Source organism: Streptomyces canus (assembly GCF_041435015.1).
GTDB classification, from domain to species: Bacteria; Actinomycetota; Actinomycetes; order Streptomycetales; family Streptomycetaceae; genus Streptomyces; species Streptomyces canus_G.
This window is the reverse complement of the sequence record NZ_CP107989.1, coordinates 3,298,115-3,313,292: the sequence shown is the minus strand read 5'-3', so window position 1 is coordinate 3,313,292 and position 15,178 is coordinate 3,298,115. Positions and strand designations below refer to the sequence as shown.

Genomic DNA, 15,178 nt, shown 5'->3' with positions numbered 1-15,178 from the left:
CGGGAGGTTTCGGGTAGCTTCGAAGTATGAAGGCCGCCGCGCAGGCCGTAGTACGGACCCGGAGCCTTCCAGGGCTGCTGTTCGCCCTGGTGCTCGCGGTCCTGGCCGTCCTGGCGGCGGGCGCCCGGCCCGTCTCCGCCACCACGAACACGACGAGCACGACGAGCACGCCGAGCGCCACGAGCGTCTCGGCCATCGGCCAGGCCCTCCGCAAGAGCCCCGTCTACGTCGATCCGGCCGCCGCGGCCCAGCTGTCCGCCAAGGACGCGGACGCCCTGGCGGACCGGATCACGAAGGCGGACAAGCCGCTGTTCGTCGCGGTGCTGCCCGCCGACTACCCGAAGCAGGACCTGTTCACGAAGCTGCGCACCGCGACCGGCATCACCGGCCTGTACGCGGTCCGCCTGGGCGACGCCTTCGACGCCCGTGCCGACGCCTCGGTCCTGCCGGGCGCGGCCGTACGGAACCTGGTGACGACCGTCCAGGGCGAGGACACCCGCGCCCAGCTGACCGACTTCACCGCCGCCGCGCTCACCAACATGGGCGGCTCGGCCCCGTCGACCTGGCAGACCTCCGACGACGGGGGCGGGGTCTCGAGCACGGCACTGATCACGGTCGGCGCGGTGCTCGTGGCCGGTGGGGCGGGCGCGTACACGCTGGTGCGGCGCAACCGGCGCCGGCACGCGGAGGAGCAGCGGGCCGCGCTGGAGAAGCTGCGGGTGGTGGTGGACGAGGACATCACGGCGTTCGGCGAGGAACTGGACCGGCTGGACTTCCACCCGGCCGAGGCGGGCGCCGACGACGCGATGCGCGCGGACTACGAGCGGGCCCTGGACGCGTACGAGCAGGCGAAGTCGCTCATGGGGGCGGCCACGAGACCCGAGGACGTGCGGGCGGTCACCGGAGCCCTGGAGGACGGCCGCTTCTCGCTGGCCCAGCTCGCGGCGCGCCGTGAGGGCCGGACCCTTCCCGAGCGCCGGGTCCCCTGCTTCTTCGACCCCCGCCACGGTCCCTCCGTCACCGACGCCACCTGGACGCCGCCGGGCGGGGCCCCGCGCGAGGTCCCGGTCTGCGCCGCCGACGCCACCCGCCTGTCCGACGGCCGGGACCCGGTGATGCGCGAGGTCGACACCGACCAGGGCCGCCGCCCCTACTGGGACGCGGGCCCCGCCTACGGCCCCTGGGCCGGCGGCTACTTCGGCGGCGGCCTCCTCCCCGGCCTGCTGGTCGGCACGGTCCTCGGCAGCATGATGGCCACCCCCGCCTACGCGGCCGACTACGGCTCCGGTTACGGCGATTTCGGCGGTTACGAGGGCGGCGACCTCTCCGGCTCGGACTTCGACTCCGGGGACTTCGGCGGCTTCGGGGGTGGCGGGGACTTCGGAGGCGGTGGCGATTTCGGCGGAGGAGGGGACTTCGGGGGCGGGGGGTTCTGAGTGGGCGACAACCACGGGCCCGGTGCGCAACGCACCGGGCCCGCAGCGGAACCCGCCTCACCTCACAGCGACGCGGCCGCCGAAGCGATCGCCGAGGCAAACGTGGACACCTCGGTGTAGACCCCGGGCGCATTCGCCCGGGCGCACCCTATGCCCCAGCTCACGATGCCCACCTGGACCCACGCGTTCGCCGAGTCCCGCCGGAACATGGGCCCACCGGAGTCCCCCTGGCAGGTGTCGACCCCGCCCGCGGCATACCCCGCGCAGATCTCCTCGTTCGCGATGAGTCCGCTGTACCCGCTGTATCCCCGGCAGGTGGCGTCGCTCACGAACGGCACGCCGGCCTTCAGCAGATACCGCTGCTGAGCCCCGCCTTCGGTGGCCGCACCCCACCCCGCGACCGTGAAGGTCCCGGTGTTGTACTGCGTCGTCGTCGCGATCTTCAGCGTAGGAAGGTTGATCGGCGCGGCGAGTTTGATGAGCGCCCAGTCCTTGCCGTCACCGTTGTACCCGGGCGCCCGGTACACGTACGTCGACTTGACCTGCACCCGCCCGCTGCTGGACTGAAGGTCCACGACCCCGGCGGTGGCGGTGATGCCGGTGTTCGCTCCGGTGCCGTTCACACAGTGCGCGGCGGTGAGCACGATCTGCTGGGTGTACAGCGCCCCGCCGCACCCCATGGACAGGCGCACCATGAACGGGAACTCGCCCTGCGCGGCACGGCTGCCGCCGACGACGGGCGAGGGCGCGGCCTGCGCGGCCGACACGGGCTGGAGGCCGGCGATCGCGAGCGCGACGGCTCCGACCGCCAGACATCTCTTGAGGGCCGTGAGGAGTTTCTTCAAGGTGATGCCTCTTCCAGGTGGGGGGTGGTTTTGACGAGTTCATGCCAAGTTAGGCATCAAAAGAAACGCCCAAGTTCTGGCATGGGCCGGTCAAATCTGTTGATGGATTATGGGAATCCTGTGAACGCGCGCACAAGGGGTGCGATTCAGCCAGACTCAGGTGTCTCCGCGTCGGCGAGGGGCAGGGCTCAGCCACCGGAGAGCCGGTGGCCGGAGTCTGGACGCATCGGGGCTGGACACGGAGGCAGACTGACCGGGACCGCGGAAGGTGAGCCACCGGTTTTGGACGTGCACCGGAACCAGCCCGCGAGGACCAGAGGCAGCACGAGATAGCCGAAGCGGGTCGCCGGGATCAGGCAGATGGCGAGTCCCAGGCCGACGGCCAGCCGGTCCGCCGCCGCACGGACCGTACGGGGCGGCCGTATCAGCAGCGAGACCGTCACCCCCACGGCGGCGGCCACGAGCGCGGCCGTCGCGAGAGCGGCGCCGCCCGGGACGTACACGGCCAGCAGACGTCCCGGCAGCGGACTGGCCGCCGGCGAGCGGACGCCACCCTCACCGAGCGGGAAGAGCACCACGTGCTCGACGAAGGCGTGCCGGTCGGCGAGGGCGACGGGCACGACGGCCGAGGCCGCCACCGACAGCGCGGCGAGAGCCGCCCGCAGCGCCGTGCGGCGGCCCGCCGTGACCGCGAGCAGGACCAGCCCCACCGGCAGCAGCGGCCACGCCGTCCACTTCAGGGCGGCCGCCGCGCCCATGGCCACGCCGGCCGCCGTTCCCGAGCCGCCCCGGCCCGCCAGTGCCAGACTCAGGCACATCAGCCCGAGCACCGGCAGGTCCACCCCTCCGACGGTCAGCGGCAGCGCCACCGCGGGGAAGCCGGCGAGCAGCGACACCGCGCCCACCGGCGTCGGTCCGGGGCCCCCGTCCGATCGCCGCGCGGCGACGAACATGCAGACCAGGAAGGTGAGGCAGAACCAGATGCGGGCATCGGCGAGCGGACTGTCTCCGAAGAGCGCGCGGGGGAGGCCGAAGAGCGCCATGCCGGGCAGATAAGGGTTGTAGTCCACGGTGTGGGCCGGCTGCGGCAGATAGGGGCTCCCGGTGTGCACCAGCAGAGCCCCCGAGCGCTCGACGACACCGACCTCCGACTGGGCCGCGCCCGAGACGACGAGCACCAGCAGCGGCACCAGGACCGCCCCGAGCACGGCGGCCCACGCCCCGGCCCGGTTCCCGGCGCGCGAGTTCCGCGCGGCGAGCACGGCCGCCGTGCCGTATCCGACCGCCGCGCAGGCTCCCCAGACCCGGTGCGGGCCGAGCCCCGTCGTCGTCGCCAGTGCCAGCGCGAATCCCGCGCACCCGAGCCAGTAGGTCCAGGCTCGGCGCGCGAGGGAGGGGCGCCTTTCGGGGAGCGCGAGCGGGGGCGCCTGCCCGAGGTGTCCCACCCCCGTGAGGACACCTCGGGCAGTGCGCGAGGGCGGTGTCGCCGCCCCGTTCGTGAGGGTCATGTCGTCTCTCGTGGCGTCTGTGCGCAGGGACCGCACGCTGCGGTACGGCCCCTGGAGCGAGGCCCGTGACCACGAGTCCAGCGGTCGGCGCGTTGTTCAGCAGCCACTGCGCGCCACCCTGAACAAAACGAAAGTGCCTGGTCGCGGGCGCGGCGGAACCTTGCGGGTGGTCCGGAGGGTTCCTTAGGGTGGCGGCGGCGAACAGGCGTCCACGCCACCGGGGCGCGGGTGGACATGGGGGGCGGGGCACACATGGGCCGTCGGGAGACTCCGGTCGATCCGGCCGCCGGACCGGTGCCGAGGTTCGCGTACGGACTCCGCAAGCTCCGCCAGGAGGCCGGCGGGCCCACCTACCGGGAACTCGCCCGCCGGGCGCACTTCTCCGTGACCGCGCTCTCCCAGGCCGCGGCCGGGGAGCAACTGCCCTCGCTCCAGGTGGCCCTGGCCTACGCCGCGGCCTGCGGGGGCGACCCGGGAGAGTGGGAGCGCCGCTGGAAGGAGGCCGACCGGGAGGTCCGCGAGGCGGCCGCCGGCGAGGACGACGACGTGGAGCCGCCGTACCAGGGCCTGGCCCGCTTCGAACCGGACGACCACGACCGCTACTTCGGCCGCGACCGACTCGTCTCGGCACTGCGGCAGCGGGTCCGCGACCGGCGTTTCACCGCGGTCTTCGGCCCCTCCGGCAGCGGCAAGTCCTCGCTCCTGCGGGCCGGACTGATCCCGGCCCTGCGCGCCGAGCGCGAGCTGGCCGCGATCCGCGTCCTCACCCCGGGCCCGCACCCGGCCCGCAGCCATGCCGCCGCGCTGCGCCCTGCGGGGACGGGCGACACCCTGGTCGTCGTCGACCAGTTCGAGGAGGTCTTCACGCTCTGCCGGGACCCGGACGAGCGCCGCGCCTTCCTCGACCTGCTGCTGGCCGCCCGGGAGCCGGCGGGCCGGCTGCGGGTCGTCATCGCGGTACGGGCGGACTTCTACGGCCGTTGCGCCGAACACCGGGGTCTGGCGGACGCGTTGGGGGAGTCCGGCCTGCTCGTCGGGCCGATGGACCCGGCCGAACTGCGCGAGGTGATCGTCAAGCCCGCCCAGAGCGCCGGCCACATCGTCGAACGGACCCTGACCGCCCGCCTGGTCGACGAGATCGCCGACGAGCCCGGCGGTCTCCCGCTGCTCTCGCACGTCCTGCGCGAGACCTGGCGCCGCCGCCGCGGCCGGGCACTGACCGAGGAGGCGTACGAGGCCGCGGGCGGCGTCCACGGGGCCATCGCCCAGAGCGCCGAGGAGGTCTGGGCGGACCTCTCCCCCGAACACGCCGAACTCGCCCGACTCGTCCTCCTGCGACTCATCACCCCCGGCGAGGGATCCCAGGACACCCGCCGCCCGATATCCCGCACCGAACTCGACTTCACCGGTCCGTCGGGTGAGCGGGTGGAGCGCGGGTTCGCCGGTGTGCGGGGTGAGCGGGTGGGGCGGGGTTTCGCCGGGGTGTGGGGCGACCGGATGAGGCGGGGTTTCGTCGGCCTGGGTGTCCGGACGGGGCACGGCTCCCCGAGCCCCTCGGCCGGTCCCGACGTCATCGGGCCGTCAGCCGAGCGGGCGAGCCGCGGCGTCGCGGGTTCGTCGGCCGTCCCGGTCGGCCGCGGCTTCGCGGGCCCGTCGACCGACCCGACCAGCCCAGACTTCACCGGTCCCTCCACTGCCCCAAGGAACGCCGACACCACCGGTCCGGCGACCGGCTCGACGACCCGGGGCGTCACGGGTTCGTCAGCCGGCCCGGCCGGTCCCGACGTCATCGGGCCGTCAGCCGACCGGGCGAGCCGCGGCGTCGCGGGTTCGTCGGCCGTCCCGGTCGGCCGCGGCTTCGCGGGCCCGTCGACCGACCCGACCAGCCCAGACTTCACCGGTGCCTCCACCGACCTAAAAAGGAATCCGGCCCCCACCACCGCGACGAATCCCGCAGACGTCTCCCTCGTCCTGGACCGGCTGGCGAGGGCGCGGCTCGTGACGCTTGATCATGGCAGCGTCGACCTTGCGCATGAAGCCGTGATCACCGCCTGGCCCCGGCTGTCCGGGTGGATCGACGAGGAGCGCGAACAGCTGCGCGTGCACCGCCGGTTGACCGAGGCGGCCCGTACCTGGGACGACCTCGGGCACGACCCGGGCGCCCTGTACCGCGGGACCCGGCTGGCCGCGGCGGAGGAACAGCTGGCCGGGGCCTCGCTCACCGTGCAGGAGCGGGCGTTCCTGACGGCGAGCAGCGCCGCGCGCCGGGGTGAGCGCCGCAGGCGCCGCGGACTCGTCGGCGCCCTCGCCACGCTCCTCGTGCTCGCGCTCGTCGCCGGGGCCACCGCCTGGCAGCAGAACCGCACCAGTGACCGCCGTCAGGTGGAGGCCGAGGCCCGTCGGGTCGCCGCCGTCGCGGACGGCATGCGGTTCTCCGACCCGCGCACCGCGATGCGGCTCAGCGTCGCCGCCGCGCGGCTGGCCGACACGACGGAGACCCGGTCGGCGCTGATCGGGGCGATGGCCCAGCGCGACGAGGACGTGTTCGCGGTGCCGGGCGCGGACGCCGGTTTCGACGGCTCGGGCAACGACGTGCACCGGCTGACGGCGGACGGCAGGTCCGTGGTGTCCGTCACCGCGGACCGGATCCGGATCTGGGACCTGCGGACCCGACGGCTCACGCTCTCCGAGCCGGGCCCCGGAAAGCTGATGGACGGCGTCCCGGCCGCCGTCGGCCCGGACGGCCGGACCCTCGCGCTGCTGGCGGGCGACCGTGTCGAGCTGTGGGACGTACGCACCGGGCGGGTGACGAGGACGCTTCCCGGCGTGGACGCGATGCAGACGCCCTTCGCCTTCACCGGGCGCTCCCTGGTCGCCGTCGACTGGGACGACGGCGGCGTGCACGCCTGGGACCCGCGCAGCGGGCGACCGACGCTGCGCGTCCCCGCACCGGACGACGGCGTGGACGGTGTCGCCGCCAGCCCCGACGGCCATTGGCTCGCCCTGTGCACGGGCGGCCACGCGCTGGAGCTCTGGGACATCGCGCACCGGCGAAAGGTCTCGGCGCCCTGGGTGACGAAGGTCCGGGCCGCCGACTGCCGCGACCACGCGACGGCGTTCACGCCGGACAGCCGCACGCTCACCGTCGCCACCGAGGACGGGATCCACGGATGGGATCTGCGCACCGGGCGCGGGACCCCGTCCCTCAAGGCCGACGGGCTGACGCAGGTGTGGCCCGGCGGGGACGGCACCTTCCTCGTGGGCACCGGACCCCACCGCCTCGTCGTGTGGCGGGCGGCCCACCCGCAGGTGCCCGTGCTGAGCCGGCGGATCGTCGCGGACGAGTGGACCGATGTCACCTACGACCGGAGGGCGGGAGCGGTCCGCTATCTCGGCGGATCCGCGACCGTCGTCCGCTCACTGGCTCTCGGCGCCGCCGCGACGGCACGCCCGCAGGAGCCCGCGGCGTACCGGGCGGCACTCTCCGACGACGGCCGCGTCCTGGCCCGCTCCGTGGAGACGGGCGGCAAGCGCAGGTTGCAGGTGCTGGACACCCGCGACGGACGCGTGGTCTTCGAGCCGCCGACGCGGCCCTGTCCCGACGCCGAGTCCTGCGCCGACCTCATGGCGCTCAGCGGCGACGGCAGATACCTGGCGACCGGCCGCGACCCGCACCACCCCGGGCAGAGCGCGCCGCCGGACCGGACCAGGATCACGGTGTGGGACCTCGAAACCCGTCGCGCACAGGCCACCGTGGTCATCGGCGCCACCCGCGATGGATCCCTCGCGGTCGACGGCCTCGCCCTCGACACCCACGCCCACACCCTTCTGGTGTACCGCTCCATGGAACGGTCCGCCGTCGAGGTGTGGGACGTACGCCGCGAACAGCGGGTGAAGACCGTACGCAGTGTGCGTTCCAGCGATGCCGTCACCTCCGGCTCGGAGGGCGTGGGCCTGGCCCTCCGGCCCGACGGAGCCGGCCTGGTGACCCAGGAGGGCCTGGTCGCCGACCTCCGCGCCGGGCGCATGGAGCCACGCGTGCTCGGCGAGGACCTGATCAGCACCGCGGCCTTCGGCCCCGACGGCGCCCGGCTGGCCGTGGGTGACGTCCTGGGCCGGGTCACCCTCTGGGACGGTGCCGCGCGGGCGCGCCTCGGCGTGCTGGACGGCACCACGTCCGACCCGGCGACGGACGCCAGCGGCGCGGTGACCGCGCTCGCCTTCTCCCACGACGGCCGTACGCTCGCCGTCGCCGGATCGGCCGGCAGCCTGCACCTGTGGGACCTGGCGTCCCAGCGGCTCCTGGGGACCACCCTGCCCACCCCGGGCGACGAGATCCGCGCACTCGCGTTCGGTCCCGACGGCACGCTCTACGCCTCCGGCACCCACGTCCCCGTGCACCGGTACGACCTGAACCCGGGCCATCTGATCACCGAGGTCTGCCGACGCGCCGGCTCCGGTCTGTCCGGGACGGCCTGGAAGACGTACCTCCCGGACCTCCCGTACCGGCGCACCTGCTGAACCGCGGTGACGGGGTCACGCGTTCTTGATCGCGGAGATGTCGAAGCTCAGCTTGATCTTGTCGGAGATCAGGACGCCGCCGGTCTCCAGGGCCGCGTTCCAGGTCAGGCCCCACTCGGAGCGCTTGATCTCCGCCTTGCCCTCGAAGCCCACGCGCTCGTTGCCGAAGGGGTCCTTCGCGGCGCCGTTGAACTCGAGGTCGATGGTGAGCGGCTTGGTGGTGCCGAGGACCGTCAGGTCGCCGGTGATGCGGTAGTCCTCGTCGCCGAGTGCCTCCGCCTTGGTGGAGCGGAAGGTCATCGTCGGGAACTCCTCGATCTTGAAGAAGTCCGCGCTCTTGAGGTGCCCGTCACGGTCCGCCGACCCGGTGTCGATGCTGTCCATCTTGACGTCGATGGAGGCCGTCGACGCGGACGGGTCGCCGCCGTCCAGGTGCAGCGTGCCGCTGAACTCGTTGAACTTGCCCTTGACGTTGGTGACCATGGCGTGACGCACGGTGAAGCCGATCGTGGAGTGGGAGGCGTCGATCGTGTAGTCGCCGGTCAGCGCGGTCAGGTCGGTGTTCGTCATGACGTAGCTCCTTGAAGTGAGGATGTTGAACGTTGAACCACTCAACGCGAACGACCGTAGACCTATTCCATACAGGTTTCAACATCATCCGCGAAGAGTTGGCGTGATTGCCTCGAGGTGGTAGATGCCCCGGTATGAACCCGCAGCGCAGAGCCCTCGTGCGACCCACCCGCAGAGCCGTCTTACTCGCGGCGGCGCTCCTGGCCACCGCGGCCCCGCCCGCCCGTGCGGCCGCCGCCGCAGCCGATCCCTACGACACCCTCCGTCGACGCTGGCTCGACATCGCCCTCGGCACCGGCTACGACCCGGCAGCGCAGCCGTACGCCGCCCGCCTCGCCGAGACCGGCGAACTGGCCCGCGGCTTCCGCGCCACCATGGCCCCGACGCCCACCTCCCTCTGGCCCGGCCAGCCCTACGACCCCCCGGCCGGCATCACCCGGAGCTACGGCCGCCTGTGGACCATGACCCAGGCCTACGTCCAGCGGGGCACCGGCTCCACCGGCGACGAGACCCTCCTCGCGGACGTCCTCCACGGCCTCGACCACCTCTCCGCCACCGTCTACAACCCCTCCACCACCCGCTACGGCAACTGGTGGGAATGGCAGATCGGCAGCCCCCGCCTCCTCATGGACACCGCGGCCGCCCTGTACGACCACCTCGGCCCGGCCCGCGTCACAGCGGCCTGCGCCGCCGTCGACCACTTCATCCCCGACGCGATGCTCACCGACTACTCCGGCACCTCCACCGGCGCCAACCGCGTCGACCTGTGCCGCTCCGTCGTCCTGCGCGGCGTCCTCGGCAGAGCCCCCGACCGGATCGCCCTCGCCCGCGACGCCCTCTCGCCGGTCTTCCCGTACGTCACGAAGGGCGACGGCCTCTACGCCGACGGCTCGTTCGTCCAGCACACCTGGGTCGCCTACTCCGGCACCTACGGCCAGGTCCTGCTCGACGGCCTCGGCCGCCTCTTCGCCCTGCTCGCCGGGTCCGAGTGGGAGGTGACCGACCCGCACCGGCAGACCGTCCTCGACAGCGTCGAGCGCGCCTACGCCCCGCTGATCCACGACGGGCTGGTGATGGACAGCGTCAACGGCCGTGCCATCAGCCGCGGTCACCTCAAGGGCGACGATCGCCACGTCCTGCGCGGTGACCACTTCCACGGCCAGGGAATCATCGCCGCCATCGCGCTGCTGGCGGGCGGGGCGAGCGAGGAGGAGCGGTCTCGCTGGCACGGCCTGGTGAAGGGCTGGATCGAACGGGACACCGTCACGCCGATCCTGACGGCACCCCAGTTCGACGTGGCCGACCTCGCACGGCTGCACGCGGTGGCCGCGTCACCCGTCCCCGCCACCCCCGAACCCGTCGGGCACACGCTCTTCGCCGCCATGGACAGGGCCGTCCACCGCCGCCCCGGATTCGTCGCGAACATCGCCATGGCGAGCGACCGCATCGCCGCCTACGAATGCGGCAACGGCGAGAACCCGCGCGGCTGGCACACCGGCGCCGGAATGCTCTCCTGGTGGGCCGAGGGCCGTGGCGGCCGGACCGATCAGTACACGGACTGGTACTGGCCGACCGTCGACTGGTACCGCCTCCCCGGCACGACCGTCTCCACGAAACGTCTTCCCGACCGGGCCGGCGGCGAGTGGGGCGAGCCCAAGCCGGACGTCCGCTGGGTCGGCGGCACGACCGACGGCGAGTACGCGGCGATCGGCCAGCACCTGAAGGGACTGGAGTCGACTCTTCAGGCCCGCAAGTCGTGGTTCTGCGTCGAGGACGCGGTGATCTGCCTCGGCGCGGGCATCACCTGCACCGACGGCGTCCCCGTCGAGACCGTCGTCGACAACCGCAACCTGGGGGAGGGCGGGACGCAGTCCTTCGTACGGGGACGGGGCTGGGCACATCTGGAGGGGCACGGCGGCTGGCTCGTCCCCGGCGAGGTGCGCGCCCTGCGCGAGGACCGCACCGGCGCCTGGTCCGACATCAACGCCTCCAGTACGACCGAACAGCGCACCCGGCGCTGGCAGACGCTCTGGCTCGACCACGGCACCGACCCCGTGGACGCCTCGTACGCCTATGTCCTGATGCCCGGGGCCTCCCGGCACGCCGTCGCCGCCCGCGCCGCCGACCACCACTGGCTGTCGGTCCTCGCCAACGACAGCGTGTGCCAGGCGGTCCGCGTCGACCGCCTGGGCCTGACCGCCGCGAACTTCTGGCGGGCCGGCACCGCGGGCCCGCTCAGCGCGTCGGCCGGGGCGAGCGTGCTGGTCCGCCGCAGGGGTCGTACCGCTACTCTCTCCGTGGCCGAGCCACCCCGTTCGGGCGAACCGCTGGAGATCGTCTGGAACCGTCCCGTGCGCTCGGTCGTGCGCGCCGACGACACGGTCGACATCCGCGCCACGGGCCGCCTGCTGTACCTGCGCGTCACTCCGGGGACGGTATGCGCCACGCATGAATGTGAGGTGACTCTCACGCCCTGACTTTGTCAGACCCCTACAAGCGGCAGGCCCCCTGAGCAGTCAGAACGCCTGCATGCCTCTCGGGTTCTGTTCAGTGGCACCAGGAAAACGGGCCGGAGACTGTGAGGAGTCGACGGCTCGCATTCCTCGCGGGTCTTCGTAAGGTCACTACATGACCGTTTTGGATGAGGCGCCGAGTGAGACGACGGGTGAGCCGACGGACGCGCGCGGACGGGTGGCCGAACTGCACGGGATCCGTGCGGCGGCTTTGGCCGGTCCGAGCGAGAAGGCGACCGAGGCGCAGCACGCCAAGGGCAAGCTGACCGCACGGGAGCGCATCGAGCTGCTCCTCGACGCGGGCTCCTTCCAGGAGGTCGAGCAGCTGCGCCGGCACCGGGCGACCGGGTTCGGCCTGGAGGCCAAGAAGCCGTACACCGACGGTGTCATCACCGGCTGGGGCACGGTGGAGGGCCGTACGGTCTTCGTCTACGCCCACGACTTCCGCATCTTCGGCGGCGCGCTGGGCGAGGCCCACGCCACGAAGATCCACAAGATCATGGACATGGCCATCGCGGCCGGAGCCCCGCTGGTGTCGTTGAACGACGGCGCGGGCGCCCGTATCCAGGAGGGCGTCTCGGCGCTGGCCGGCTACGGAGGTATCTTCCAGCGCAACACCAAGGCATCGGGCGTCATCCCGCAGATCAGCGTGATGCTCGGCCCGTGCGCGGGCGGCGCGGCCTACAGCCCCGCCCTCACCGACTTCGTCTTCATGGTCCGCGAGACGTCCCAGATGTTCATCACCGGACCGGACGTGGTGAAGGCGGTGACGGGCGAGGAGATCACCCAGAACGGCCTCGGCGGCGCGGACGTGCACGCCGAGACGTCCGGTGTCTGCCACTTCGCCTACGACGACGAGGAGACGTGCCTCGCCGAGGTGCGCTACCTGCTGTCGATGCTCCCGCAGAACAACCGGGAGAACCCGCCGCGGGTGGAGTCCTCCGACGCGGCCGACCGGCGCGGCGACGTGCTCCTGGACCTGGTCCCCGCGGACGGCAACCGGCCGTACGACATGACCAAGGTCATCGAGGAGATCGTCGACGACGGCGACTACCTCGAGGTCCACGAGCGCTGGGCCCGCAACATCATCTGCGCCCTGGCCCGCCTTGACGGCCAGGTCGTCGGCATCGTGGCCAACCAGCCCTCCTCGCTCGCCGGTGTCCTGGACATCGAGGCGTCGGAAAAAGCTGCGCGCTTTGTCCAGATGTGTGACGCTTTTAACATCCCGATCGTCACTTTCCTGGACGTCCCCGGGTTCCTTCCGGGTGTCGACCAGGAGCACGGCGGAATCATCCGCCACGGCGCCAAGCTGCTGTACGCGTACTGCAACGCCACCGTGCCGAGGATCTCCCTGATCCTCCGCAAGGCGTACGGCGGGGCCTACATCGTGATGGACAGCCAGTCCATCGGCGCGGACCTCACCTACGCCTGGCCGACGAACGAGATCGCGGTGATGGGTGCCGAAGGTGCCGCCAACGTCATCTTCCGGCGTCAGATCGCCGAGGCCGAGGACCCCGAGGCCATGCGGGCCCGCATGGTCAAGGAGTACAAGTCCGAGCTGATGCACCCGTACTACGCGGCGGAGCGCGGCCTGGTCGACGACGTCATCGACCCGGCGGAGACCCGCGAGGTACTGATCCGGTCCCTGGCGATGCTCCAGTCGAAGCACGCCGACCTGCCCTCCCGTAAGCACGGCAACCCTCCGCAGTAACCCCGCGGACCCTCCGCGACACCCTCGCGGAAACCTCTCTCACGGAGACTGTGACCTATGAGCACCCCTGACATCCGCGTCGAGAAGGGCCACGCCGAGCCCGAGGAAGTCGCCGCCATCACGGCGATCCTGCTGGCTCGCGCCGCAGCCCAGCCCTCCGAGACCCCGGCCCACCGAGGCCGCCCCAAGGCCGGCTGGCGCCGCCTGGAGCGCGAGGGCGGCTTCCGCGCCCCGCACAGCTGGCACTAGAGCGCGTACGACGCCTGAGGGCCCCCTCTCGAAGGAGAGGGGGCCCTCAGCGTTTTAGGGGCGCGGGGAAGGCGCGGGGAACTGCGCGACAAGCCACTGGGCTGCCGCAGACGGCGCACAACCGTCCGTGGCAGCCCAGTAGCCGCAAACAGAACCACTTACCGCAGGCGAGCCATCAACGCGTGCTCCACGAGGGTGATCAGCGCAGACTTCGCGTCCGAACGGTGCCGCGCGTCCGTCGTGATGATCGGAGTGTCCGGCCCGATCTGCAGAGCTTCCCGGACCTCGTCCGGGTTGTACGGCTGGTTCCCGTCGAACCCGTTCAGGGCGATCACAAAGGGAAGCCCCGAGTTCTCGAAGTAGTCGACGGCCGGGAAACAGTCGGCAAGGCGCCTCGTGTCCACGAGGACGATCGCGCCGATGGCGCCGCGCACCAGGTCGTCCCACATGAACCAGAAGCGGTCCTGACCGGGCGTACCGAAGAGGTACAGGATCAGGTCCTGGTCCAGGGTGATGCGGCCGAAGTCCATGGCGACCGTGGTGGTCGTCTTGTCACCGGTGTGGGTGAGGTCGTCGATGCCCGCCGACGCGGATGTCATCACGGCCTCTGTGCGCAGCGGGTTGATCTCCGAAACGGCCCCGACGAACGTGGTCTTGCCCACGCCGAAGCCACCCGCCACCACGATCTTCGCCGAGGTGGTGGAGCGGGAAGGACCGCCGCTAGAGCTTGCGAAGTCCACTGAGCACCCTTTCGAGCAGTGTCACGTCTGGCTGGCCGCCGGCGTTCTCGTCGCCGCCGGGCTGATGGATGGCGACCAGGCCCGCCTCCGCCAAGTCGGCGACGAGGATCCTGGCCACGCCGAGGGGGATGGTCAGCAACGCCGAGATCTCGGCTACCGACTTGATCTCCCGGCAGAGGTTGCAGATCCGCTGATGCTCGGGCAACTGGCCCTGCATCTGGTGCGGCTGCGCGGTGGTGTGCACCAGCGCCTCGATGGCGAGCTGGTAGCGCGGGCGGGTACGGCCGCCCGTCATGGCGTACGGGCGCACCAGAGGATTGCTGGCGCCTCCCGCGGGTGAAGGCTCAGGGTTGCGGCGCTGCGGCTGCACGGGCTGGATGCGCGGGGCGGGCGGCTGGTCGTACGGCGACGGCCCGGGACCCTGCGGGGCGTACGGCTGCTGACGCCGCTGGCTCGGTGCGGAGGGGAAGTTGTAGCGGTTCGGGTTCTGGGAACCGTCGTTCTGGCCCTGGCCGGGGCCGTACGACCAATTGCCAGATGAACCACCTGGGGGTGTTGCCACTTTCTCTCCTCCTCCGACTGTGCCGGGGCACCCATCACGCTGTGTGGAGCCGCGTCCCGAAACCTTACGGCCCCGGGACGCCAAAACGCACCGTCTGTCTGTCAGTTGAGCAAGCTGCCCTGGAGCTCCGCACGCAGATCGGGCGTGAGGACCGACCCGGCTCGGTCCACCAGGAGGGCCATCTCGTACCCAATGAGGCCGATGTCCGCCTCGGGGTGCGCGAGGACCGCGAGCGAGGAACCGTCGGATACGGACATGATGAACAGGAATCCCCGCTCCATCTCCACAACCGTCTGATTCACGGCGCCGCCCTCGAAGATGCGCGAGGCACCCGCGGTCAGCGAGGTCAGACCGGAGGCGACGGCCGCAAGCTGGTCGGCCCGGTCGCGGGGAAAGCCTTCGGACATCGCCAGAAGGAGTCCGTCGGCGGAGACCACCACGGTGTGGGACACCCCCGGGGTGTTGTCCACGAAGTTGGTGATCAACCAGTTCAGGTTCTGCGCCGCCTGGCTCATCGGGCTCA

11 protein-coding genes are annotated in these 15,178 nt (G+C 72.0%); 5 read left to right on the top strand and 6 right to left on the bottom strand.

Annotated elements, in window-relative coordinates:
• Positions 1 to 26 precede the first annotated feature (26 nt).
• The gene (locus OG841_RS14640; RefSeq protein WP_371565587.1) at positions 27 to 1,436 is read left to right on the top strand and encodes a hypothetical protein; all 1,410 of its coding nucleotides are present in this window, start codon (positions 27 to 29) and stop codon (positions 1,434 to 1,436) included.
• A 62-nt stretch (positions 1,437 to 1,498) separates the two neighbouring features.
• Here the strand turns inward: OG841_RS14640 and OG841_RS14635 are convergent, their stop codons facing one another.
• Both OG841_RS14635 and OG841_RS14630 read right to left on the bottom strand, forming a co-directional pair.
• A complete protein-coding gene (locus OG841_RS14635) occupies positions 1,499 to 2,281 on the bottom strand; it encodes a S1 family peptidase (protein WP_365122790.1) in 783 nt (260 codons plus the stop codon).
• Positions 2,282 to 2,469: 188 nt separating this feature from the next.
• Entirely contained in the window at positions 2,470 to 3,789 is a 1,320-nt protein-coding gene (locus tag OG841_RS14630) for a glycosyltransferase 87 family protein (RefSeq protein ID WP_328641077.1), read from the bottom strand.
• Positions 3,790 to 4,041: 252 nt separating this feature from the next.
• Between OG841_RS14630 and OG841_RS14625 the strand changes: the two genes are divergently transcribed.
• Positions 4,042 to 8,310, top strand: a complete 4,269-nt coding sequence (locus tag OG841_RS14625; protein ID WP_371565584.1) for an nSTAND1 domain-containing NTPase — start codon at positions 4,042 to 4,044, stop codon at positions 8,308 to 8,310.
• Positions 8,311 to 8,325: 15 nt separating this feature from the next.
• On the opposite strand, the gene OG841_RS14620 is transcribed toward OG841_RS14625, so the two are convergent.
• Complete coding sequence (locus OG841_RS14620) at positions 8,326 to 8,880, bottom strand: YceI family protein (protein ID WP_328641079.1); 555 nt, start codon at positions 8,878 to 8,880, stop codon at positions 8,326 to 8,328.
• A gap of 134 nt (positions 8,881 to 9,014) precedes the next feature.
• Here OG841_RS14620 and OG841_RS14615 point away from each other — a divergent pair, with 134 nt between their 5' ends.
• From OG841_RS14615 to OG841_RS14605, 3 genes are all read left to right on the top strand, one after another.
• Complete coding sequence (locus tag OG841_RS14615) at positions 9,015 to 11,357, top strand: polysaccharide lyase 8 family protein (RefSeq protein ID WP_371565582.1); 2,343 nt, start codon at positions 9,015 to 9,017, stop codon at positions 11,355 to 11,357.
• A 151-nt stretch (positions 11,358 to 11,508) separates the two neighbouring features.
• Complete coding sequence (locus OG841_RS14610; RefSeq protein WP_371565580.1) at positions 11,509 to 13,104, top strand: acyl-CoA carboxylase subunit beta; 1,596 nt, start codon at positions 11,509 to 11,511, stop codon at positions 13,102 to 13,104.
• Positions 13,105 to 13,161: 57 nt separating this feature from the next.
• A complete protein-coding gene (locus OG841_RS14605; RefSeq protein WP_020121024.1) occupies positions 13,162 to 13,353 on the top strand; it encodes an acyl-CoA carboxylase subunit epsilon in 192 nt (63 codons plus the stop codon).
• 158 nt (positions 13,354 to 13,511) lie between these two features.
• On the opposite strand, the gene OG841_RS14600 is transcribed toward OG841_RS14605, so the two are convergent.
• From OG841_RS14600 to OG841_RS14590, 3 genes are all read right to left on the bottom strand, one after another.
• Positions 13,512 to 14,093 (bottom strand): GTP-binding protein, encoded by a 582-nt coding sequence (locus OG841_RS14600; protein ID WP_269642923.1) that lies wholly within the window; start codon positions 14,091 to 14,093, stop codon positions 13,512 to 13,514.
• Positions 14,074 to 14,655: a DUF742 domain-containing protein gene (locus OG841_RS14595; protein WP_328641082.1), complete on the bottom strand. Its 582-nt coding sequence runs from the start codon at positions 14,653 to 14,655 to the stop codon at positions 14,074 to 14,076. The genes OG841_RS14600 and OG841_RS14595 overlap by 20 nt, the downstream gene beginning before the upstream one ends.
• Before the next feature lie 101 nt (positions 14,656 to 14,756).
• On the bottom strand, positions 14,757 to 15,170 hold the full coding sequence (locus OG841_RS14590; protein ID WP_007384910.1) for a roadblock/LC7 domain-containing protein: 414 nt from the start codon (positions 15,168 to 15,170) through the stop codon (positions 14,757 to 14,759).
• Between the last annotated feature and the right edge of the window lie 8 nt (positions 15,171 to 15,178).

Excerpts from the sequence above, each read along its gene's own strand:
- OG841_RS14625 (WP_371565584.1), top strand. The coding sequence starts at position 4,042 with ATGGGCCGTCGGGAGACTCCGGTCGATCCGGCCGCCGGACCGGTGCCG.
- OG841_RS14640 (WP_371565587.1), top strand. The coding sequence starts at position 27 with ATGAAGGCCGCCGCGCAGGCCGTAGTACGGACCCGGAGCCTTCCAGGG.
- OG841_RS14590 (WP_007384910.1), bottom strand. The coding sequence starts at position 15,170 with ATGAGCCAGGCGGCGCAGAACCTGAACTGGTTGATCACCAACTTCGTG.
- OG841_RS14620 (WP_328641079.1), bottom strand. The coding sequence starts at position 8,880 with ATGACGAACACCGACCTGACCGCGCTGACCGGCGACTACACGATCGAC.
- OG841_RS14630 (WP_328641077.1), bottom strand. The coding sequence starts at position 3,789 with ATGACCCTCACGAACGGGGCGGCGACACCGCCCTCGCGCACTGCCCGA.
- OG841_RS14610 (WP_371565580.1), top strand. The coding sequence starts at position 11,509 with ATGACCGTTTTGGATGAGGCGCCGAGTGAGACGACGGGTGAGCCGACG.
- OG841_RS14605 (WP_020121024.1), top strand. The coding sequence starts at position 13,162 with ATGAGCACCCCTGACATCCGCGTCGAGAAGGGCCACGCCGAGCCCGAG.
- OG841_RS14615 (WP_371565582.1), top strand. The coding sequence starts at position 9,015 with ATGAACCCGCAGCGCAGAGCCCTCGTGCGACCCACCCGCAGAGCCGTC.